Origin of the sequence: Pantoea sp. MBLJ3, from assembly GCF_000816655.1 — a bacterium.
GTDB classification, from domain to species: domain Bacteria; phylum Pseudomonadota; class Gammaproteobacteria; order Enterobacterales; family Enterobacteriaceae; genus Pantoea; species Pantoea eucalypti.
Genome location: NZ_JSUT01000012.1, coordinates 90,650 through 114,122, shown reverse-complemented (window position 1 = coordinate 114,122; position 23,473 = coordinate 90,650). Strand labels below are relative to the sequence as shown.

General features: G+C 55.2%; 18 protein-coding genes. 5 read left to right on the top strand and 13 right to left on the bottom strand.

The window, feature by feature from the left end; all coding sequences use genetic code 11:
* Positions 1-214 precede the first annotated feature (214 nt).
* From pncB to NP77_RS16895, 4 genes are all read left to right on the top strand, one after another.
* Positions 215-1,420: a nicotinate phosphoribosyltransferase gene (gene pncB, locus NP77_RS16910; protein WP_008925858.1), complete on the top strand. Its 1,206-nt coding sequence runs from the start codon at positions 215-217 to the stop codon at positions 1,418-1,420.
* Positions 1,421-1,576: 156 nt separating this feature from the next.
* Entirely contained in the window at positions 1,577-2,977 is a 1,401-nt protein-coding gene (gene asnS / locus NP77_RS16905; RefSeq protein ID WP_008925857.1) for an asparagine--tRNA ligase, read from the top strand.
* Positions 2,978-3,276: 299 nt separating this feature from the next.
* Positions 3,277-4,401 carry a porin OmpF gene (ompF, locus tag NP77_RS16900; RefSeq protein WP_039660940.1) on the top strand — a complete coding sequence of 375 codons (1,125 nt, stop codon included), beginning with the start codon at positions 3,277-3,279 and terminating at the stop codon, positions 4,399-4,401.
* A 233-nt stretch (positions 4,402-4,634) separates the two neighbouring features.
* The gene (locus tag NP77_RS16895; protein ID WP_003849398.1) at positions 4,635-5,825 is read left to right on the top strand and encodes an amino acid aminotransferase; all 1,191 of its coding nucleotides are present in this window, start codon (positions 4,635-4,637) and stop codon (positions 5,823-5,825) included.
* 65 nt (positions 5,826-5,890) lie between these two features.
* On the opposite strand, the gene NP77_RS16890 is transcribed toward NP77_RS16895, so the two are convergent.
* The 7 genes from NP77_RS16890 to cmoM all read right to left on the bottom strand — a co-directional run bounded on the left by NP77_RS16890 (position 5,891) and on the right by cmoM (position 16,547).
* Positions 5,891-6,520 carry an MBL fold metallo-hydrolase gene (locus NP77_RS16890; protein WP_003849395.1) on the bottom strand — a complete coding sequence of 210 codons (630 nt, stop codon included), beginning with the start codon at positions 6,518-6,520 and terminating at the stop codon, positions 5,891-5,893.
* 39 nt (positions 6,521-6,559) lie between these two features.
* Positions 6,560-7,108 (bottom strand): YcbK family protein, encoded by a 549-nt coding sequence (locus NP77_RS16885; protein ID WP_003849393.1) that lies wholly within the window; start codon positions 7,106-7,108, stop codon positions 6,560-6,562.
* A 185-nt stretch (positions 7,109-7,293) separates the two neighbouring features.
* Entirely contained in the window at positions 7,294-9,105 is a 1,812-nt protein-coding gene (ldtD, locus tag NP77_RS16880; RefSeq protein ID WP_039660939.1) for a L,D-transpeptidase, read from the bottom strand.
* A 147-nt stretch (positions 9,106-9,252) separates the two neighbouring features.
* On the bottom strand, positions 9,253-13,740 hold the full coding sequence (gene mukB, locus NP77_RS16875; protein ID WP_003849387.1) for a chromosome partition protein MukB: 4,488 nt from the start codon (positions 13,738-13,740) through the stop codon (positions 9,253-9,255).
* Entirely contained in the window at positions 13,737-14,462 is a 726-nt protein-coding gene (mukE, locus tag NP77_RS16870; protein WP_008925852.1) for a chromosome partition protein MukE, read from the bottom strand. The genes mukB and mukE overlap by 4 nt, the downstream gene beginning before the upstream one ends.
* Positions 14,443-15,765 (bottom strand): chromosome partition protein MukF, encoded by a 1,323-nt coding sequence (mukF, locus tag NP77_RS16865; RefSeq protein ID WP_003849384.1) that lies wholly within the window; start codon positions 15,763-15,765, stop codon positions 14,443-14,445. Before mukF ends, mukE begins: the two co-directional genes overlap by 20 nt.
* On the bottom strand, positions 15,762-16,547 hold the full coding sequence (gene cmoM / locus NP77_RS16860) for a tRNA uridine 5-oxyacetic acid(34) methyltransferase CmoM (RefSeq protein WP_008925851.1): 786 nt from the start codon (positions 16,545-16,547) through the stop codon (positions 15,762-15,764). Before cmoM ends, mukF begins: the two co-directional genes overlap by 4 nt.
* Before the next feature lie 125 nt (positions 16,548-16,672).
* Here cmoM and elyC point away from each other — a divergent pair, with 125 nt between their 5' ends.
* Positions 16,673-17,455 (top strand): envelope biogenesis factor ElyC, encoded by a 783-nt coding sequence (gene elyC, locus NP77_RS16855; protein ID WP_003849380.1) that lies wholly within the window; start codon positions 16,673-16,675, stop codon positions 17,453-17,455.
* Here the strand turns inward: elyC and NP77_RS16850 are convergent.
* The 6 genes from NP77_RS16850 to msbA all read right to left on the bottom strand — a co-directional run bounded on the left by NP77_RS16850 (position 17,435) and on the right by msbA (position 23,459).
* Positions 17,435-18,328 carry a phosphotransferase gene (locus NP77_RS16850; protein ID WP_039660937.1) on the bottom strand — a complete coding sequence of 298 codons (894 nt, stop codon included), beginning with the start codon at positions 18,326-18,328 and terminating at the stop codon, positions 17,435-17,437. The genes elyC and NP77_RS16850 overlap by 21 nt on opposite strands.
* A 111-nt stretch (positions 18,329-18,439) precedes the next feature.
* On the bottom strand, positions 18,440-19,189 hold the full coding sequence (gene kdsB, locus NP77_RS16845; protein ID WP_003849376.1) for a 3-deoxy-manno-octulosonate cytidylyltransferase: 750 nt from the start codon (positions 19,187-19,189) through the stop codon (positions 18,440-18,442).
* The gene (locus tag NP77_RS16840; RefSeq protein WP_003849374.1) at positions 19,186-19,368 is read right to left on the bottom strand and encodes a Trm112 family protein; all 183 of its coding nucleotides are present in this window, start codon (positions 19,366-19,368) and stop codon (positions 19,186-19,188) included. Before NP77_RS16840 ends, kdsB begins: the two co-directional genes overlap by 4 nt.
* 105 nt (positions 19,369-19,473) lie before the next feature.
* Positions 19,474-20,688 carry a winged helix-turn-helix domain-containing protein gene (locus tag NP77_RS16835; protein ID WP_003849371.1) on the bottom strand — a complete coding sequence of 405 codons (1,215 nt, stop codon included), beginning with the start codon at positions 20,686-20,688 and terminating at the stop codon, positions 19,474-19,476.
* Between the two features lie 39 nt (positions 20,689-20,727).
* The gene (gene lpxK / locus NP77_RS16830; protein WP_003849368.1) at positions 20,728-21,714 is read right to left on the bottom strand and encodes a tetraacyldisaccharide 4'-kinase; all 987 of its coding nucleotides are present in this window, start codon (positions 21,712-21,714) and stop codon (positions 20,728-20,730) included.
* Positions 21,711-23,459 carry a lipid A ABC transporter ATP-binding protein/permease MsbA gene (msbA, locus tag NP77_RS16825; RefSeq protein ID WP_003849365.1) on the bottom strand — a complete coding sequence of 583 codons (1,749 nt, stop codon included), beginning with the start codon at positions 23,457-23,459 and terminating at the stop codon, positions 21,711-21,713. Before msbA ends, lpxK begins: the two co-directional genes overlap by 4 nt.
* Between the last annotated feature and the right edge of the window lie 14 nt (positions 23,460-23,473).

The window sequence follows — 23,473 nt, the reverse complement described above, 5'->3', positions numbered from 1 at the left end:
GGCAAAGTCTAAGCTTGTTACTACAAGCTTGCCACGCACAATGCACCTAAAGGGTGAAATGGCTACAGTTTGTTAACAAAGGCACAGATTGGCCTCGACCCACCCGACTGAAATATGCTGTGATCGGGTTCAGATAGTGAATTATACTTTCGCGTCTTTATGACTGTGTACAACACCGGGCTCTGCGCCACCGAACAGGATGCTGAAACGCGCCATGACAGGACATGCTTCCCCGATACTGACCTCGCTGCTGGATACGGACGCCTATAAGCTCCATATGCAGCAGGCCGTTTTCCACCGCTATCATGACGTAACGGTGGCGGCGGAGTTTCGCTGCCGCGGCGACGAACTGCTGGGTCTCTACGCTGACGAAATTCGTGACGCGATAACCGCTATGCAACACCTGGCGCTGACTGATGATGAAGCGACCTGGCTGTCTCACCTCCCCTTCTTCCAGCAGGATTACCTCAGCTGGTTACGCCAGTTCCGCTATAACCCGGATCAGGTTGAGGTGCGCAATCACCATGGCAAACTGGATATCCGTATTCAGGGGCCGTGGCGGGAAGTCATTATGTGGGAGGTGCCGCTGCTGGCGCTAATCAGCGAGATTGTGCATCGTCATCGCACACCGCAGGTCACCACCCAGCAGGCAATTGACCATTTACACCAGAAACTCGGCGACTTTAAGACGCAGGTAGCTGACCTGGATATGTCACGCTTCCGCCTGATGGATTTCGGCACCCGTCGTCGCTACTCGCAGGATGTGCAGCAGTCGATCGTCTCAACGCTGAAACAGGATTTCCCGTGGCTGATTGGCACCAGTAACTATGATCTGGCGCGCCGTCTGTCACTGACGCCGGTCGGGACGCAGGCACATGAGTGGTTCCAGGCCTTCCAGCAGATCAGCCCGGTCCTTGCTAATAGCCAGCGCGCGGCGCTGCAGGCGTGGCTCGATGAGTATGACGATCAACTGGGCATTGCGCTGACCGATTGTATTGCCATGGACGCCTTCCTGCGCGATTTCGGTCCGTTGTTTGCCCGTCGCTATCAGGGACTGCGCCATGACTCCGGCGATCCGGTTGAATGGGGCGAGAAAGCCCTTGCCCACTATCAGAGCCTGGGTATCGATCCGCAAAGCAAACACCTGGTCTTCTCTGACAACTTAAATCTCGACAAAGCCCTGGCGTTATACCGCCACTTTGGCCAGCGGACGAATGTTGTGTTCGGCATCGGTACCCGTCTGACCTGCGACATTCCGGGCGTAACGCCACTGAATATCGTTATTAAGCTGGTGCAATGCAATGGTAAACCGGTGGCGAAACTCTCAGACAGCCCCGGCAAAACTATCTGTCAGGATAAAGCCTTTGTAAAAGCCCTGCGAAAAGCCTTCGATCTGCCGCTGGTGAAAAAAGCGAGTTAATCCTCTTCTTATCGGGGTGTTGATGCGCCCCGCCTCTGCTGTAATAAATCTGCATTCCCCCTGAATTTTGCTTGTTTCCTGAAGACTCGCAAGTAACATAGCAAAACCCCGGATGGGGCAACTTTTAACTCACTTCTTCTATATAGAGAGATATTTATGAGCGTAGTGCCTGTAGCGGACGTACTGCACGGTCGCGTCGCGGTTGACAGTGAAGTCACCGTACGTGGTTGGGTGCGTACCCGAAGAGATTCCAAAGCCGGTCTTTCCTTCATCGCTGTCTATGACGGCTCCTGCTTTAATCCCGTTCAGGCTGTCGTCAATAATTCTCTGAATAATTATCAGGATGAAGTGCTGCGTCTGACCACCGGCTGTTCCGTTATCGTCACCGGTAAAGTGGTGGCATCGCCGGGTCAGGGCCAGGCGTTTGAGATTCAGGCAACCAGCCTGGAAGTGGTTGGCTGGGTGGAAGATCCGGACAGCTATCCGATGGCGGCGAAACGTCACAGCATTGAGTATCTGCGTGAAGTGGCGCACCTGCGTCCACGCACCAACCTGATTGGCGCAGTGGCCCGCGTTCGCCATACCCTGGCGCAGGCGCTGCATCGCTTCTTCCATGAAAATGGCTATTTCTGGGTCTCCACCCCGCTGATTACCGCCTCCGACACCGAAGGTGCAGGTGAAATGTTCCGTGTCTCTACGCTGGATATGGAAAACCTGCCGCGCAACGATCAGGGCAAAGTCGATTTCAGCGAAGATTTCTTTGGCAAAGAAGCTTTCCTGACCGTTTCCGGTCAGCTGAACGGTGAAACCTATGCCAGCGCCCTGTCGAAGATCTACACCTTTGGCCCGACGTTTCGCGCAGAGAACTCCAACACCAGCCGTCATCTGGCAGAATTCTGGATGCTGGAGCCGGAAATTGCGTTTGCGACACTGGATGATGCCGCCGCACTGGCCGAGTCAATGCTGAAGTATGTGTTCAATGCGGTGCTGGAAGAGCGCGCCGATGACATGGCCTTCTTCGCTGAGCGCGTCGATAAAGAAGCTGTAGAACGCCTCCAGCGTTTCATTACCACTGATTTTGCCCAGGTCGACTACACCGACGCGGTTGAAATCCTGATGAATTGCGGTCAGACCTTCGAAAACCCTGTTTCCTGGGGAATCGACCTCTCTTCTGAGCATGAGCGTTACCTGGCAGAGAAACATTTTAAAGCGCCAGTGGTGGTGAAAAACTATCCGAAAGACATTAAAGCGTTCTATATGCGTCTGAACGACGATGGCAAAACCGTGGCGGCAATGGATGTCCTGGCGCCTGGCATTGGTGAGATCATCGGTGGTTCACAGCGTGAAGAGCGTCTGGATGTGCTGGATGCACGACTCGAAGAGATGGGTCTGAATAAAGAAGATTACTGGTGGTATCGTGATCTGCGTCGCTACGGTACCGTGCCACATTCTGGATTTGGTTTGGGCTTTGAACGTTTAATCGCCTATGTCACTGGCGTACAAAATGTAAGGGATGTTATCCCCTTCCCGCGCACGCCACGCAACGCGAGTTTCTGATTTCGGCATTAAATATAAGAAATTCATATATATAACGAGGTCGGCACTGCCGGCCTTTTTTTATTTTTGTAAATTTTGAGTTCACTCACAAAGTTCCGTGTTTTTTACATTTTGTAATACAAATTTTCCTGCTGAAACAAGATTACGAGTTTAGTAGCATTTAAGCGCTAGAATTACGGCGGGTGGGATGGAAAGATGCGTGCAGACACAGGAAGACACCAAACTTCGTTAAGGGTTCTGTAAAGATTTCCTGACGGCAGTGGCAGGTGTACAAATAACTCCAATGAGGGTAATGAATAATGATGAAGCGCAATATTCTTGCAGTGGTTATCCCTGCTCTGTTAGCCGCCAGCGCAGCAAATGCTGCAGAAATCTATAACAAAGACGGCAACAAACTGGACCTGTACGGTAAAGCTGTTGGCCTGCATTATTTTTCTGATAACGATGGCTCAGATGGCGACGGCAACAACGGCGACAAATCTTACGTTCGTTTCGGCTTTAAAGGCGAAACCCAGATTAATGACCAGCTGACCGGTTACGGCCAGTGGGAATACAACATTCAGGCGAATAACTCTGAAGGTTCTGACGCACAAAACGGCAACAAAACCCGTCTGGGCTTTGCCGGTCTGAAATTCGGCGACGCTGGCTCAATCGACTACGGCCGTAACTACGGTGTGGTTTATGATGCAATCGGCTGGACCGATATGCTGCCAGAGTTCGGTGGCGACTCAGGATACTCAGATAACTTCATGAACGGTCGTAGCACCGGCCTGCTGACCTACCGCAACACCAACTTCTTTGGTCTGGTAGATGGCTGGGACTTCGCACTTCAGTATCAGGGTAAAAACGAGCGTACCGACACGCGTCGTGCTAACGGCGACGGCTGGGGCGCATCAACCAGCTATACCTCACCAATCGGTGTTGGTGTTGTTGGCGCATACAGCAGCAGCGATCGCACAAACTCTCAGGCAGACGGCACTACCGATATCAATGGTAACGTTGTTGGCCAGGGCAAACGTGCTGAAAACTGGGCAACTGCTCTGAAATATGATGCAAATAATGTTTACCTGGCAGCGATGTACGGTGAAACCCGTAACTCTACACCAATCTCTGTTGTGACTGGTCTGAACAACACCACCAGCGCTGCTTCTGCTAACAAAGCACAGAACATTGAACTGGTTGCACAGTATCAGTTCGACTTCGGTCTGCGCCCATCCATTGCTTATGTTCAGTCTAAAGGCAAGGATATCGAAGGCGTTGGCGATGCTGACCTGATTAAATACATCGACGTTGGCGCGACTTACTACTTCAACAAAAACATGTCTACCTACGTGGATTATCAGATCAACCAGCTGGATGACAATAACGCGCTGGGTCTGAACACCGATGACACTGTAGCAGTAGGCCTGGTTTACCAGTTCTAATCCTGCTTCCGACGTGTTAAAAAACGGGGCTTAAGCCCCGTTTTTTTATGGCTGTCATTCCTGAAATCTGCCCGATACTCCGCTTTTTACTTCGCCTGAAATTCAGCTTCTCCTCGTCGTGAAATGAACACAGTAAAATTGATGATTTTGTCTCGCAAACGGTTGGCATTTCCCTGGCCTGACGTTAACCTGACAGCTCTTTCCGCTAACGTTCACGCTAATGGACCTGACACATGTTTGAATCGATCTCTGCTGCACCCGCCGATCCTATTCTTGGGCTGGCCGATCTGTTTCGTGCTGATGACCGACCTGAAAAAATCAATCTGGGTATCGGCGTCTACAAAGACGAAACCGGCAAGACCCCGGTGCTGACCAGTGTTAAAAAAGCTGAGCAATACCTGCTGGAAAACGAAACCACCAAAAACTATCTGAGCATTGATGGCCTGGCTGATTTCGCCCGCTGCACACAGGTCCTGCTGTTCGGTAATCAAAGCCCGCTGATCACGGCAGGCCGCGCCCGTACGGCGCAGACGCCAGGTGGCACAGGTGCGTTACGTGTGGCAGCAGATTTCCTCGCGACGCAGACCTCCGTGAAGCGGGTCTGGATCAGCAATCCGAGCTGGCCTAACCACAACAACGTGTTTAATGCGGCCGGTCTTGAAGTCTGTGAATACCACTATTATGACGCGGCAAACCATACGCTGGATTTTGAAGGCATGCTGACGTCGCTGCAGCAGGTTCAGCCAGGTGATGTGGTGCTGTTCCACGGCTGCTGCCATAACCCGACCGGTATTGACCCAACCGCTGAGCAGTGGCAACAGCTGGCGGAATTGTCACAGGCCAATGGGTGGCTGCCGTTGTTTGACTTCGCCTACCAGGGCTTTGCCCGTGGTCTGAATGAAGATGCAGAAGGCCTGCGCATTTTTGCCGCCTCGCATCAGGAACTGATCGTCGCCAGCTCCTACTCCAAGAACTTTGGTCTGTATAACGAGCGTGTCGGTGCCATCACCGTGGTGGCGGCTGAAGCCAGCGTGGCAGATACGGCGTTCAGTCAGGTGAAATACACCATCCGCGCTAACTACTCCAATCCGCCGGCGCATGGTGCCGCTATCGTCGCCACTATTCTGGGCAACGATACACTGCGAACCATCTGGGAGCAGGAGCTGTCAGATATGCGCCAGCGCATTCAGCGCATGCGTCAGCTGTTTGTGAACACCCTTGCAGAGAAAGGCGCTCAGCGTGACTTCAGCTTTATTATTAAGCAAAACGGTATGTTCTCGTTCAGTGGCTTAACCAAAGACCAGGTAATTCGCCTGCGTGAAGAGTTCGGTGTCTATGCCGTTAACTCAGGCCGGGTGAATGTGGCAGGCATGACGCCAGACAATATGTCGGCACTGTGCGAAGCGATTGTCGCGGTGCTGTAACGCTGACGACGAAACAAAAATGGGCCTGATGGCCCATTTTTTATTGCAGGAAAGATCGCTGATTTTTACTGCAGAAAAGGGTTACTCACGCGCTCATGTCCCAGCGTAGAAATCGGACCGTGACCGGGCAGAAACGTCACATCATCGCCCAGCGGCAGTAATTTTGTGCGGATAGCATTGATAAGCTGCTGATGATCGCCCTGCGGGAAGTCTGTGCGTCCCACCCCGCCATTAAAGATAACGTCGCCTGAAATCAGCAATCGTCCCTGACGGTCAAAGAAGACCACGTGGCCAGGTGAATGTCCCGGACAGTGCAGGACTTCGAGCGTGATCAACCCTACCTGAACGCTCTCCCCCTCTTCAAGCCAGCGATCGGGGGTAAAAGGTGCGCACTCGTCCAGGCCGAACATCCGGCTCTGGGTAGGCAGCGCTTCCAGCCAGAAAGCATCGCGCTTTTGCGGGCCGATAATCGGAATCTGCCAGAAGGCAGCCAGTTCAACGGCAGCCCCGACGTGATCAAGATGTCCATGCGTCAGCAGAATCTGAGCAGGTTTAAGTCCGAGTTGTTCCAGCGTTTGTTTGACAAGTTCGGCATCGCCGCCGGGATCGACCAGCGCGGCTTCGCGCGTGGAGTCGCACCAGATCACTGAGCAGTTCTGGGCAAACGCTGTAACAGGAATAATGTGGTAATTCATAACGCTCCATGACCGGCTCACGCAGCGTTGCCGGTGTCGTTACCAGTGCCTGATCGGCCCGGTATCAATATGTACAAAGTTACTGCGGGGATAATATCCTACACCACCTGCGCGCAGAGATAACGCCGCTTTGCGTACATTGGCGAGCGAAACGCCTTCGATATGAAAATCCATCGCCTGACCCTTGGTGTGATAGCTGTGCTTTGCCACACCTGGACCACTCTCACGTAGCATGTTGTTGGTTGCCAGTGAGCGATAGCCGGACACCAGCTGAATCGGTTTACGCATACCCAGCAGCGCCTGCAGGCGAAAAATCTGATCAAACAGGTGCGGATCGATGCTTTTCACTTTATTGGCGCGATAGTCCCGGAAAAAGTGATTTAATCGTGACAACTCATCCTTGTCGTAACTCTTACCATTAAAAAACTCAGTTTTAAGGGTTTCACCGGTGTGAAGATTATTAAGCATCAATACACGCGGACGAGACGTAGAAAGCGAGGCCCTTGCGGAAGCAGGCAATAAAGCCAGTCCGGCGGCGGCACTACCACACAGCAGTAGTTTGCGACGAGAAGAATCAATAGTAGACATGTAACGATTTACCTGAGAATGAAGCCCGAGAAATGTGCAAAAAGCGCACAGGCCGAACCATAACTTTCTCTCAGAGAAGCGTCAACCCATCTGCCCATGGTTTGTGAGGCGATCCCCGGAGGGATCGCCATTTGAAAAGATTAGTGTAAATGACCGGGACGCTGCTAACGATTTAAAATCAATCACTAGAGCAGTAATTGCTCAGCCCGACTGAGAGCCTGACTGCCCGAACGGGCGGTGTCATCATAATTGTAAATATCTGTGCGGAACTGGGGTTTGCCATCATCAGCGACCCACGCCGTAAGATAATAGAGATTCACTGGAATGCGATGGCGAATCGGAACATAGCGGGTGTCGCCCTCTTTTAACGTGCTGGAAATACGCGCATCGTTCCAGCCCGCGTCCTGCAGTAATAATCCCGCCAGTTCAGATGCTTTATTCACCCGGACACAGCCGGAGCTGAGCGCGCGGATATCACGCTGGAACAGATTATGGTTTGGCGTGTCATGCAGGTAGATCGCATCCGAGCTTGGCATATTAAATTTATAACGGCCCAGCGCATTCGCCTCCCCCGGTGCCTGAATCAGGCGATAAGGGAATGATGAGGCGGTGACCATACGCCAGTCGATCATGCTGGGATCAATCACTTCAGCGTCAGCACTCCAGCCCGACAGCAGGGTATAACCATGCTTGTAAAGATAGGTCGGATCCAGTTTCACTTTTGGAATAATATCTTTTCGCACCAGTGTTGTTGGCACATTCCACGGCGGATTCAGCACCACATTATTGAGTGCGCTGCGCATCAACGGCGTTTTACGGTCCGGACGTCCGACGATGACGCGTGATGAGAGGATCTTATTGCCATTGTTGTAGTAAATCAGCGAGTAGTTGGCGATGTTCACCATGATGCCGTTATGCATATCGTCCGGCAGCAGGCGGAGACGCTGAATGTTCAGCGCGAGTAACGACGCACGCATCTGCGGAGAGACGTTAAGCCACTGACGGGTTCTGGCACCGATAGCCCCATCACCATCCAGTCCCTGCCACTGCTGGAAACGCTTCACCGCCGCCACCAGCGTCTCATCATAAATATTGGCGGTATTTCCTTCCAGCGTCTGACTCTGTACGTTACCCGGTGATTGTGGTGATGGGGTAAGCAGATTGCTGACTGGCGCGGCAGAAGGACTGACTGCAACAGGCTGATCGCTGTGCGTTACTGGCGAGGCGGCAACGGGTACCGCATCGTCATTGGGTGTCGGCGCGTTAACCTGCGCCGTTAACATGCCGCTGCGCTGCAAAATTTCGCGTAGCGCAGGCACGTCATCACTCACCTGGCCCGGACGCAGTGTTTCACTGCTTTTCAGCTGCGGCCAGGGCTGCTTATCGCTAAGCAGGGTGATAAGCGCAGCATGCATGGGCTGATACTGTGGATGCTGCGGCTGTAAGGAGGCAATAAATGCATTGTCAGAACCGGCATTGACCGCATTCTGCCACTGATTGACCACCGCCACGGAGGGCTGGGTCAGCCTGTAAGGAACATTGCTATAGAGCCAGGTTTCACCCTGCGTCGGCACATTCGACACAAATTGCAGATAACCCAGCATCGCATCAGACAACGCAACATCCCGGGCAAAGCCGGTAATGGCGGGGTTGGTCAGACGCTCAATCCAGCGCGTGAACTGCGGCTGAACGCCAGACAGCGCCACTTCTGCCAGCTGCTGCTGAAATTTTTGCACCGCCTGAGGATCCTGCCAGAGCGGTTGCATATGACGGGATGCATAAAGCGTTGCCAGCGGTCCCAGATAAAATGGCTGGTCGGCGCTGGAGAACGCCTGCCGAATGCGCTGCTGACTGTCGGATACGGAGATGGCCGCCTGGCTAGTTCCAGGCAAAGCGGCGATGACAGCAGCCTGCGGTAGCGTAAATGGAACAACGGATAGCGCCAGCGCCAGCAATGATACAACGCGATGATGATGTAATTTTTTTACCCGCAACATCCCTGCCTCCTTATTTTTCAACTTCGCAGCGTTCCCTGTATCCGCTGCGACCGCGCTGTGACTCATCATGTGAGTATACAAACAAAAACGGCATTTGCCTCATGCGACAAATGCCGTAACCAGATTAACGAATGGTTCAGTTTTTGACTACGTTTCCGCCTGTGATTTTTCAGCCGTTAAATCGGGCAATGCATCGGCTTCGCTTCCCGCACGCACCGGCGAAGGATCCGCAGCAAAACCACGCAGGCCAACCACATGCACATGCTCGGTGTTATTAAACACTTTACGCACCAGTTTGTAGGTCGTGCCTTTCTCAGGGCTGATGTTCTCTGGCGCGGCAATCACCAGTTGCATCTCCAGTCGTTCACACAGTTCAAACAGCGTGGCGATGGAGCGGGCATCCAGACGGGCCGCTTCATCAAGGAACAGCAGTCGGCATGGTGAAATGTCTTTGCCGCGCAGACGACGGGACTCCTCTTCCCAGCTTTGCACCACCATCACCAGAATGGACATACCGGTACCAATCGCTTCACCGGTTGAGAGCGCACCGCTCTCTGCACGCAGCCAGCCATCAGAACCCCGGTTAACTTCCACTTCCATCTCCAGATAGTTGCGGTAGTCCAGCAGCTCCTCGCCGATGGTCTGCGGCGTACGCTGCCCCATGTCGATGTGCGGATTAAGACGCTGATAAAGCTTCGCCAGCGCTTCGGAGAAGGTCAGGCGATTACTGTTAAACAGATCCTGATGCTGCTCGTGCTCCTCCGACAGTGTGTCCAGCAGCATGGCATGCGTTTCACGCACATTCACGTTAAGCCGCACGCTGTGCACCTGACCAAAGCTGACGGTCTGCAAGCCCTGGTTGAGCTGACGGATGCGATTCTGTTCGCGCTGGATTGTTTTACGGATGATATTGGCCGCACTGCGCGAACTGATCGCCAGCATCTGCTCACGTGCCGTCAGCTCTTCGGTCAGACGGTTCAGTTCGATTTCCATCTGCTCAATCGCTTCGACCGGATCGTCAGTACGAATAATATCCTGACGGATACGCTCACGCAGATGCTGATAAACCGCAATGAAGAACTGAATCTTACGTTCCGGACGTTTTGGATCTTCCGACAACCGCAGCACGTCGCGCAGATGTTCGTTATCCGCTACCGCCAGACGCAGCGCACCCAATGCTTTATCCGACATCGAGCGCAGTTCATCGCCGCTCAGGTAGGCCAGTTCACGGCGATGCAGACGACGCTCAACGCCATTCTCTTTCACCAGACGCAGTACGGTACACCAGCCCGCTTTGGCGCTGACCACCTGCTCCCGCACCAGATGATATTGACGCTCCAGCTGACGCAGTCGCTTCTGCAGGTTATCCATCTCCGCTTCGCAGAAGGTGAGTTGTTTCTCCAGCTGATTGCGGCGGGCACGGTTGTGACTGAGTGCTGTGTACAGCTCGTCACGACGAACGCGCGCGCGCGCTTCTGCACTGCTGTCAGCCTGGACGCCAATGTCCTGCATTTCCTGCTGCAGCTCTTTCAGCATGTCGCGTTTCGCGTCATAGGCGCTTTTCAGCGAGGCGAGCACCTGCGAGTATTGCGTCAGCTGCGCCTGATGTTCACGCAGGCGATCACGACTGCGACTACGTTCACCTTCAGCCTGCTCCAGACGCTGACGCAGCTTATCGCTGAGGTCATTGTTGCCGTTGAGCATGCTGGCTGAGTCGTCATAGCTGAAGTGGGCGCGACGCTGCACCACTTCGGTCAGGGCAAAGGCCTGCTGACGCGCATTGCGCTGTTGCTGCTGTGCCTGCTGATAATCCGCCTGCAGCTGCTCGTGCTGTTCCGGGTCGCTCTGCAACACGGCGATAATTGGCTCAAGTTTCGCCAGTTTCGCGCCGTGCTGATGCAGAAAGCGCGCCGCATCCTGCGCCGCATCGACCTGCTCACGAATCTCTTCGCAACGATCGCCCAGCGTATCGTCCAGTAGCAGGTTAACGCGTGGCAGCAGTCGGTTTAGCTGTGACACGCCCTCTTTCGCCAGCTCATACTGCTGGCGCTGCTGCTGATTATTGCTCTCGTGCTGACTCAGCGCCCGTTCCAGTTCAGCCCGGCGCGCGCCCAGCTGACGGATCTGCGCTTCCGGGTCAGCGTCAAACGCCACGGCCAGATGACTGCCGATAAAACGGCTGAACGACTGATGCAGACGTTGCGTTTTCTGCACGTCAAACGACAGCGTCGCGTAGCGTTCGGCCAGCTTGTCGCGTTCAAGATGCAGCAGCTCCAGCTGATTTTCACGCGCAGCACGGCCAAACAGCGGTATTTTCGGGAAGCGGGAGTAGCGCCACTGACGCTCAGCTACCTTCACAACCACCGCATTCTGCAGCTCATCCACGCTGAAGACGCTGTCATCGAACGACTGCGGATCACCTTCGATCAGATAGAGATCTTCCGGGCACTCCTCCAGCCCGTCCAGCAACTCACGAACACGTGACAGATCCGGCACCACGATCGCATGACGTGACGGACCGTAGAGTGCGGAGAAGTACGGCGCATCATCCAGTGTGACATCATCATAAATTTCAGACAGTAAGACGCCGCCAAAACGTTCTGCCAGCTGGGTCAGTCGCGCATCTTCCGCACCGCCTGGCTGGCTGAGTCGTTCAATCTGCTGCTCGATATCGCGTTTTTGTGCGGCCACTTCGTCGCGCTCGACGGTGGTTTCACGCTCACGCTCCAGCAGCTGCTGCATATATTCGGTGACGTCCTGGCTGCTGTTCAGCGCCTGGCCAGTCTGTTCGCTGAGCTGCGTCAGAATCTCCTGCGCCGCCAGCCAGTGTGGCGCACGGGCGGTAAGGCTGGTGATGCGTTCACGCAGCTGTTCCAGCTCCTGACGCATCATCATGCGCTGCTCACCGGCGTCCGAGACGCTGCTGTTCAGCTGTTCAATCTGTGCTTCCAGTTCCTGCTGCAGGCCAGCCAGCGCATCGGCTTCATAATGCTGCCCCTGGCGCTTGCAGAACTCGGCCAGCAGACGCTCCGCCTCATGCTGTTCGCGCAGGCGCTGTTCCAGCTCATTGAGACGCAGACGCAGCGATGAGAGCTGTTCAGCGTGATGACGCTGATTGCTGGCATCACGCAGCAGTTCGCGACCGGTTTGCCAGGCATCCTGACGGGACACATCACCGGCAATGCTGGTCACCAGCGCCAGCGCCTGTTCGAACTGACTGTGTGCCGCTTCCGCGACGCTCAGCTTCTGTTCCAGACGCAGCAGGCGTTCTGTCGCCTCTTCCTCTTTGGCCTGGAAACTTTCCTGCCATTCAGCGGCATTGTCGATGGTCAGATCGGGCAGCTGGCAGAGCGTGCGGGCGCGTTCCAGCGCCTGCAAGGCCTGCTGATACTGGATGGCGCGGGTTTGCTGCACGTCGAGTGCCTGCTGGAAATCGGCCAGCTGACTTTTCAGCTCATCCACTTCCAGCTCAGCGGCTTCGGCACGCGCTTCATTCTCTTCCTGAATTTCACGCGCTTCGGCGACCACTTCGGTCTGCTCTTCCAGACGCAGCATCAGATCTTCGATATCGGCATCGTAACGCTCAATCTTCTCCTGCTGACGCATCGCCGTCTGCACCAGATTCAGGTGATCGCTGGCGGCCTGGTAATCGACTTCGAGATCGTTCTCTGCGCCACTGTGCTCAGCCAGTTCGCGCGCCATCTCAACATGACGATACTGCTCGGTGGCGAGCTGCTTGCGACTGCTGAACAGCTCACTGCGCAGTTGTAACGCACTGTCGAGATGCCCCCGACGCTCGTTGGCGTGGCGCATATAGTCAGCCGAAACGTAGCTGGTCGCCTCGGAGATCAGATGCTTAAAGAGATCGCGGTCAGACTGGGTAACGCGGATTGCCTCCAGCGTCATGCGGTTTTCGCGCAGCGCCGCTTCCATGTCCTGAAACGCTTTACGCACGCCGCTGTTTTCAGGCAGCAGGTAATCACGCAGCGATCGGGTGATGGCGCTGGAGATACCGCCATACAGTGAGGCTTCAATCAAACGATAAAACTTGCTGCGATCGCTGGCAGAGCGCAGACGTCGCGGCACCACGCCCAGATCAAACATCATGGCGTGATAATCGGTGATTGAGTTATAAGCGCGGAACTGTACGCCTTCCTGCGCCTCAACCCGCTCTTTCACCTCATTCAGCGGCAATACGCGTGCCTGACGGCTGTTAAGCACTTCCGTCAGCATATCGGTCGGGTTGGTATCGGTTGGCAGGCCATGGATACTGAAAGGTTTAATATCGACCTTTTTATCGCGTCCGGCGACCTGTTGCAGACGGACACCGACCACCACACGCTGATGACGTGAATTCACGACATCCAGCATGGAGTAACAGACGCCAGCCCGCAGCTTCCCGTGTAAACCTTTGTCACGTGATCCCGACGTTGCGCCCGCTTCGGTGGTATTACGGAAGTGCAGCAATGTTAAATCGGGGATCAGCGCGGTCACAAATGCCGCCATGGTGGTGGACTTACCCGCACCGTTACCGCCTGACAGCGTGGTCACTAATTCATCGAGATCAAAAGTACGGGCAAAAAAGCCGTTCCAGTTGATCAGCGTAAGCGAACGAAACTTTCCGCGCTCAATCATGCCTGTTCTTCCTCTGCGTTCTCACTCGCGTCGCCTTCCTGACCGTCACCTTCGTCGGTGTCGACCGGTGCTGTCGCGTTTTCCAGTAGCATCGCTTCGCCATCACGAATCAGGCGAAGCTGCGCTTCACGGGCGTCATCACCGCTGCGCACGTCGGCACCAAAGCGGAACACGGATTCAGTGATGCGGAATTTGCTGCTGTCGTTACCGTAAAACCACACCATACCCAGACGGCGCAGACGGCTCAGAGAGGCGCGCACTTTCTCCTGCAGTTTGGTGCGATCCAGATCCGAACCGGTGGAACGCTGGTTAACCAGCTTCAGCAGGCGATTCTCGTCCGCCAGCGAGAGCAGCTCGTCGTAGAGCTCCTGCTGGGTAAAAATCCCTTCATTGGCCAGACGTTCCGGGCTGAGGTAGAGATAGCAAAGAATCTTCCCGACCATCATATCCAGCTCAGAGAGCACGGAACGCGGAATCAACGTCGTTGAACGCGGACGCAGATAGAAAAAGCCTTCCGGCGCACGAATCAACTCAACGTGATAACGGCTGTAAAACTCTTCGAGAAACGACTGGTAGTCCATCAGAAACGCATGATTATCCAGCTCTTCGATACCGATATGACGTCCGGCGCGTAACTGGCTATCCAGCGCGGGAAAAATTGGGTTGGCCAGTGCCTGTGCCAGCTTAACCGGCATCACTTGTTCAATATTTGTCGATGACATGTGCCTGCACCTTGGCTCCGTAATCATTGATGGCTTGCCATTCCACAGGCAAACCGGCTAAATCAGCTTCTGCTACGCCAAGGCGCACCGCCTGATCCACCACAATGCGTGCCAGATCGAAATGGCGGGCGCGTGGATACTGGGCCAGGTAGTCGCGCATCACTGACGCGAGGTTGAGCGGTTTTTGTTGCGATTTATAGACCTGCAGCGCTTCTTCAATCATCGCTGCCAGCTGTTCGCGAATTTCGTTGATCTCTTCGTATTCCATCTCCGGCGGCAGTTCGCCCATCACTTCGTCATTCCGCAGCGTCAGCGCTTCATCACGCATGTCATACAGACGGTCGGCGTTGGCGTAGGTCAGCGCCCAGGGCGCGTCGAAGTAATTCTGTACTGATACCCGCAGGCGCTGCGCAAAGACGCGGTTCTTATCCATGTCGATGGCGGTACGGATGAATTTATGGACATGGCGGTCATAGCCGATCCACAGGTCGATCGCCTGCTGGCCCCAGCTGGTAATCCGGTCAAGTTTGCTTTGCAGATCAAACACCAGCTTATCGACGAAGCCCAGGTCCGGGCTGTCCAGCGTGGCATCCTGAATCCGCAGCAGGTTTTCCTGAAGTTTGTCGCCCGCAGCTTCCAGCGTATCCTGCAGTTCACGCAACGTCCCTGACGTTTCGGAAAGCAGCATTTCACAGCTGGAGATAGCCGCGCGCCAGTCTTTATTCAGCAGTTCAGCAATATCGTTTTTCACCGCCTGTTGCTGTTCATCCATCAGACGCTGGGTCATATCAATGCTGTCGAAGATCTCCGCCACCGAATATTTCAGCGGCGCAAAAACATTGCGATGCCAGTGGAACTCGTCGCCGTTTTCCTGCGCCGCATCGGCTGCTCGCTTAAGTTCATTGGCCACAATCGACAGCTGCATAGACAGGCGCAGCGTCGAAAATTCTCGCTGACGGATGTAATAGTCAGTGATGCCGATGGCCAGCGGCGTCAGGCGATAGATAGCATTGCCTTCGGTCAGTTCGCTGGTAAAGCGGTTAAGCAGGCGTTGTCGCACCATGTCATTGATGGCGTTGTTGGCGCGAACCAACACGGTTTCGTGGGTTTGTTCGAAAGCTTTACTGACGTGACGGAATGCATCAATCAGATCGCCTTCACTCATTTCGCCATCCATACGCTCACCATTAAGGGTGGCGATAGCCAGCAAAAAGGCCAGACGTTCCACTGGCAGCGCAAGGGAAAAGTCATTTTTGCGCGCCCAGGAGACCAGTTCAGGTACCGTCTGGGAAAATTCACTCATAATTCGTCCTTCTGCCCGGGTTTACGCGCGGTCACGTGGATGTAACGCCCTAAGCTCAAAAAGGGTTCCTGACGGCAGTAACGCCGCTCCATCTCAATAATTTCGTCGTCGCTTTTTGGTTCGCCCTTCGGCGGCTTCATGTAATCACTGAATACCCGGATCCCGGCACGCTGTTCAATCACAAAACCACACGCCTCCAGCCAGCGATAAACCTGTTCAGGGTCGCGCGGATAATCAGGCGACAGCGTTCGCTTTTTGCGTTTGGTCAGATTGGTGCGCAGATAGCCGAAATTACCCAGCGTTAAGGTGCGCAGTGTCAGGCCGTGCAGATTGTAAAACATCAGCGACATGACGCCTCCTGGACGCAGCAGATCGAACAGCGCTTTCAGCACCGTCTCCGGTTCAGCGACCCATTCAAGCACAGCGTGGAACAATACCAGATCCACCGGCTTATCCAAATGTTCGCCAACCTGCTGAGCGCTAATTTGTCTGAATTGCATGTTATGGCTCACACCCTGCGACACCGCATTTTCCTCTGCCCGGCGTAGCATCTCACCAGAGAGATCGCACAGCAGAACCTGATGGCCCTGTGCCGCAAGCCCGCTGGAGACCTGGCCAATACCGCCGCCCGCGTCCAGCACCGACAGCGGGTGTGACGACAGATCGGGCAGTATCTTCTCCAGCTCGTCCCAAAGAATGGCCTGCCGTATTTTCCCTTTAGTGGTGCCGTAAATATTTTGCGAAAATTTATCCGCGAGATCGTCAAAGTTACGATCCTGCATGGCATGCGCTCCGGTATGCTGCGGTGAGACTTATGCTATTTTGTCACAGGCACCAGAAGAATGAACCTTTCATCCCCATCTTCCCTTCCGGGTGCTCTATTTTCGGACAACAGGACGCATTTTTGATGTTATTTACCCTGAAAAAAGTCATTGGCGGGCTGCTTTTACCCCTGCCATTTCTGCTTTTGCTGATGGCGCTTGGTATTTTACTGGTTTGGTTTACTGGCTGGCAGAAAAGCGGCAAAACCGTGATCTCGGTCAGCTGGCTGCTACTTCTGTTGCTGAGTCTGCAGCCGCTGGCGGATCGTCTGCTGCTGCCGCTGGACAGCCGCTACCCGACCTGGAACGGCGCAGAGAAGGTGGACTATATTGTGGTACTGGGTGGAGGCTATACCTTTAATCCGGGATGGGCGCCCAGCTCGAACCTGCTGAATAACAGCCTGCCACGCGTGGCAGAGGGTGTGCGCCAGTGGCGGCGTAATCCGCAGTCGACCCTGATTTTTACCGGTGCAGCGGGCGGCACCAATCCGAAGAGCAGCGCCTGGGTAGCGGCACAGGTGGCGGAAAGTCTGGGCGTTCCTCACGAACATATTCAGATCCTTGACCAGCCACGCGATACCGCAGACGAAGCGCAGGCAGTTAAAACTGTGGCAGGCAATCGCCCGCTAATGCTGGTGACCTCCGCGAATCATATGCCACGGGCAATACGCTTTTTCCACGCGGTCGGGTTGAAGCCCATTGCCGCGCCCGCCAATCAGCTTGCGATTACCTCACCGCTGAATGGCTGGGAACGGGCCATACCGTCATCGATCTGGCTAAGTCACAGCGAACGTGCCGTTTATGAAACGCTGGGCACGTTATTGCAACGGCTGAAAACCGAGGATGGCTCAGCCGAGCCAGGGAAGTAACTGTGCGCGAGCATGGTCAAAGCGCGGCCGATCAAAGGTGCCGGTCTGGATAAGCGTGTCGATGCAGTCCCACAGCTGATAAACCCACCGACGCCAGATAAAACCCTCTGAGACCGGCGCCCGTTGCAGGTAATGATGCAGTATCGCCGTTTCGGCTGGCGATGCATCCAGATGGATCAGGTCATATTCACGCGGTGCCCAGAGAATCGTGCCGGGCTGTGTCATCGCGATTAACTGGTCACTGCGGCTGTTTTTCAGCATGCTCTGCAGCCGCACGTTGCCATGAACCATCACGCAGGGATCATCGAAGCCGCGAAACAGATGCGCCAGTCGCGCGCGGCAGCGGAACAGCACCTGGCGATCGTCCAGGGTAAAGGTGGGTGGACGCAGATAGCTCAGGGTCGCCCACAACACTTCAACCCGCTGTGCATACCAGGCGGGCCAGCGATTCTGCTGCGTGCTGTCCACTGTGCCGACCAGGCCGTGGCTATCAAGCCGGTGCCAGGCCAGCAGTCCCTCGACGACCTGTTCGCAGAACTGTTGCCAGCGCTGAGCATCCCGCGCCGGTGCTTCCGCCGTCACACCATTCAGTCGCGCCATCAGAAGCATTTCATGCACTGGCGGCTGCTGGCTCAGCACCAGACCATAGACCGCGGGTACGGCGACCAGCCCGGCCTGCCCCAGCAACGCCAGTTTTCTGGCTTCCATCGCCGCCCTGCCCTGGTGACGAAAATATTTCGCCACCACTGGCATAGGAAGGCCGTCACGATTGTATAACGCATAGAGCCGGGTGGGTGGATGTTCACTGATCATTTCGAGGCGGCTGATGGTTTCACCCAGCGCCAGCGTGAGTTCTGATTTAAGCTGTTCCATGCGGCATCCTCCTCAGATGAATATCACCCTATCCTGAAGGAAGTGTTGGCCATAAGTTTAGCGGCGGATCAATAACGTGGTGCTGAAACGGGGAGACAGGCTCCCCGCTTGTCAGGCCTGCATGGCAATACGAACACGTTGCAAATCGTCTGGCGTATCCACACCCACGCTCGGGATGGTTTTCGCCACGGCGACATGAATTTTCTCGCCGTACCACAAAACGCGCAATTGCTCGAGCAGCTCAATCTGTTCCAGAGGGCAAGGCGCCCAGGCAACATAGCGGCGAATAAAACCGGCACGATAAGCGTAGATGCCAATGTGACGCAGTAGCGTGTCACCGATCTGCTCGCGCGAGGCTGCATAGCGTTCACGATCCCACGGAATGGTAGCCCGTGAGAAATAGAGCGCGTAGCCATTCACATCCATGACCACTTTCACCGCATTCGGATTAAAAGCTTCTTCCGCATCCGTAATTGGCACCGCCAGCGTCGCCATGCCCGCTGCTGACCCCGCCAGATTGGTCGCCACCTGACGCACAATCTCTGCCGGGATCATCGGCTCATCGCCCTGGACGTTGACGATGATTTCGTCATCGGCAAACTGATATTTTTCGATCACTTCCGCCAGCCGCTCCGTGCCGGACTGGTGATCGGCGCGCGTCATGCAGACTTCGCCGCCTGCCGCCTCGACGGCCTTTGCCACGTCAGGATGATCGGTAGCAACGATGACACGGCTGGCACCCGATTCACGGGCGCGCTCCATCACATGCACGACCATCGGTTTACCATGGATATCAAGCAGTGGCTTGCCCGGTAAGCGGGTTGACGCATAACGCGCAGGAATGATGGCCGTAAAACTCATGGATGAATCTCTTCGACGGAGAGCGTGCGGGCTTCCGTTTCCAGCAGCACCGGAATGCCGTCACGAACCGGGAAGGCCAGGCCATCAGGTTTGCAGATCAGCTCCTGCTGTGCATTGTTGAAGTAGAGTTTGCCATTGCACACCGGGCAGGCAACGATTTCGAGTAAACGATGATCCATATGTCCTCCATCAGGGACCGAATGCGTAAGGGTTCAAGCATACCATAGCGCGGCGTATGCGGGATGGAGTAAAACACCATCCCACAGCGGCTGCCGAAAATTTGATTAATCCAGCGTCCACAGGGCTGGCCAGTGCGCTTTAAGCGCATCGGGTACCTGCAGGATGGCGACGCTTTCTGCGCCCTGCCAGGCTGCGAAGCGTTCAATAGCGCGCCGGATATCTGCTGCAAAACGCGCCGTGACACGGGTTTTCTCTTCCAGCCAGAGTTTTTTAATCTCCAGCTGTTTTGACTGACGCAGCATACGGGCATCAAGCCGGCCTTTTATTTGCCCGCGATGGAGGATGGGCAACACAAAATAGCCAAACTTGCGCTTCTCCTCGGGGGTATAGCACTCGATACGGTAGTCGAAGTTAAACAGCTCAAGCGCGCGTTTGCGATCCCAGACCACCGGATCAAACGGAGAAAGCACTGTGCTGTGCGTCGCCTGCAGCGGCGTCTCCAGCAACGGCAGCAGGTCACGATGCAGCCACATCTCGCCCAGACCCTCTGTATTGACGGCGACCAGATCGCCCGCAGCCTCGGCGTCAGCGATAAAGTCTTTTACGGGTGCCCGCTTCAGGCGATAGTAATCCGCCAGCCAGGCCGCGCGGAAAACCCCTAAGCTGCGGGCGCTGTTCATCAGCATCTGACGGGTCGCTTCGGCTTCGCTGATACCATGCAGTTCATCCTGCCAGTCAGGCATTACGCGGCTGCGCAGATCGTAGACGCGCTGAAAATTGCGGCGTTCTGCGACCATCAGCTCACCGGCGCTGAAGAGATTTTCCAGATGACGTTTGTGCGGTTTCCATGCCCACCAGCCTGACTTCGGGTTATCGGCGTGCGTAAAATCGGCGGCGCGCACCGGGCCATTTTCCCGGATCTGCTGCAATAGTTCAGCAATCGCCTGCTGGTGGTCAGCAACCCATTGCGCGTTGTATTTCCAGCCCAGACGTTCAGGCGACAACATGCGATGACGAAGCAGTCTGTAATCGGCGCGGGGAATAAAACAGGCTTCATGCGCCCAGTATTCAAAGAGTTCACCCTGCGCCAGCGCCTGCTCCAGCCATGCCTGAGGATAATTACCCAGGCGACTGAACAGCACCAGATAGGGACTGCGGGCCACCACATGAATGGTATCGATTTGGAGCAGCGACATGCGGGAGATGCAGTTGATCAGATCCTGATACACCGCGCGTTTTGCCGGCGCGCGCAGCAGGCCCTGCGCGGCGAGATGAAGGTGACGTGCTTGCTGTAACGAAAGTGAATGCGGGCTGTTCATCCTCTTCCTTATCAGGCATCACCTGAATGGGTGCGGGTATCAGAGCGTGCGGCGACAGAGTTGTTCAATATCAGCCAGTAATGGCGTGACGGATTTACCGGTCAGGTGAGCATCGACCGGCAGATACCACCAGTCAGGCTGAGCAAAGTCGCGGCATTTCACCGCGTCTTTTTCGGTCATCAACAGCTGCTGGCCTGTCTGGAGTAATCGGGTCAGCTCATCCTCGCTGTAGGCATGATGATCGGCAAAGGCGATCTCTGCAACTGGCGTGATGCCCTGCTTTTTCAGCGTGGTGAAAAAACGGGGAGGATGGCCTATACCGGCCATCGCAACTACCGCACCCAGTTGCTCAGCTGGACAGGTTTCCCCGGTCAGGAGATTGGTGGCCAGCCCGGGCTGAAGCTGCATGGCAATCTCGTCGGGCTGCGCGTCGCCACCGTTGATGATGACGGCATCAACCTGCCGCAGACGAGAAGCGCGTTCGCGCATCGGACCTGCGGGCAACCACCAGCCATTGCCAAAGCGTCGTACGCCATCCACCACCACGATCTCGCGATCGCGCTGCAGGGCGTAATGTTGCAGGCCGTCATCAGTGATGACCACATCCAGCGAGCCCTGTTGCAGTAATGCTTCAATCGCCTGTCGCCTTCTGGGCGCCACCGCGACCGGCGCCCCGGTGCGCTGAGCGATTAAAACCGGCTCATCACCGGCCTGTTCCGTGCTGGTCTGTGCGGTGACCAGCAAGGGATACTGATCCGCCTTGCCGCCATACCCTCTGGAGACGACGCCAGCACGCACGCCGCGCTGCTGCAACGCCTCAACCAGCCAGATCACCACCGGCGTCTTTCCGTTGCCGCCGGCAGTGAGGTTACCCACCACCACGACCGGCAAAGGCGCGCGCCAGCTTTTACGCCAGCCACGCCTGTAACTGAAACGTATCAGGGCCGTGATCGCACCATACAGCAGGCTGAATGGCCATAGCAGTAGCCATAGCGGTGAGCGACCACTCCAGATACGTTCAATCATTGGCCGAATTGCATCTTATGCAGTTGTGCATAGGCACCGCGTTCTGCCAGCAACACCTGATGCGTACCGCGTTCAACAATCTGACCATCTTCAATGACCACGATTTCATCCGCTTTCTCAATGGTTGAGAGACGGTGCGCAATCACCAGCGAAGTACGGTTCTTCTGCAACTCATCGAGTGCAGACTGAATGGCGCGTTCTGACTCAGTATCCAGCGCAGAGGTCGCTTCATCCAGGATCAGAATCGGACAATCACGCAGCAGTGCGCGGGCAATGGCGATACGCTGACGCTGACCGCCAGATAGCAGCACGCCATTCTCGCCAATCACTGTATCCAGGCCTTTATCCATCTTATTGATAAAGTCCATGGCATGCGCCATGGTGGCTGCCTGCTCGATCTCTGCACGGCTATACTGCTCACTCCGCGCATAAGCGATGTTATTGGCAATGGTGTCGTTAAAGAGATGCACATTCTGCGACACCAGCGCGACCTGATTACGCAGCGAACGCAGGCTGTACTCTCTCAGGTCATGTCCGTCCAGCAGGATTTCGCCCTGCTGAATGTCATAAAAGCGGGTCAGCAGGCTCGCCATCGTCGACTTACCAGAACCTGAACGGCCCACCAGCGCCACCGTTTTTCCTGCTGGCAGTGACAGATTGATATTACGCAGTGCCGGAATATCACGGCCCGGATAGGTAAAGGTCACATCACGGAATTCGATATCGCCTTTCGCCCGGGTCATTTCGCGTGTGCCATTGTCCACTTCCTGCTCACTGTCCAGAATAGAGAACAGCGTCTGACAGGCCGCCATGCCACGCTGGAACTGGGCATTAACGTTGGTCAGAGACTTAAGCGGGCGCATCAGGGCAATCATCGAGGAGAAGACCACGGTAATCGTCCCGGCGGTCAGCGTATCCATGACGCTTGGGAAGCTCGCGGCATAAAGTACAAACGCCAGTGCCAGCGATGCGATGAGCTGAATAATGGGATCCGAAATGGAGGATGCTGATACCAGCTTCATTCCCTGCTGACGCATACGGTTACTGACGCGGGAAAAGCGCTCCGATTCGATTTCCTGACCGCCAAAAATCAGCACTTCTTTGTGACCTTTCAGCATCTGCTCAGCGCTGGTTGTCACCTGACCCATGGTGTTCTGCATACTTTTGCTGATGGTGCGGAAACGCTTTGAAACAGTACGGATCGCAAATGAGACGATGGGTGCCAGAACAATCAGGATCAACGACAGCTGCCAGCTGTAGTAGAACATCATAACAAACAGGCCAATAATGGAAGCACCTTCACGCACCACCGTCACCAGCGCGCCGGAAGAAGAGGAGGCGACCTGCTCGGAATCGTAAGTAATGCGTGACAACAGGGTGCCGGTCGACTGCTGGTCAAAGAATGAAACCGGCATTCCCATCATATGGCTGAACAGCCGACGGCGGATATTCATCACGACATTGCCTGAGACCCAGGAGATGCAGTAGCTGGAGATATAACTGGTCACGCCGCGTACCAGCATCAGGCCAATGACCACTAACGGCAACCATAGCATCACCGACCTGTCAGCTTTACCAAAACCATCATCCAGTAATGGTTTCAACAGTGAGAGCATTAAGGCGTCGCCCGCAGCATTGATAATCAGGGCGACTGAAGCCGCAATTAATCCCGCTTTATTAGGCGCGATCATCGGCCAGAGTCGGCGAAACGTCTGCCACGTAGAGAGATCTTTATCTTGATGCATTATTTATTCACGCT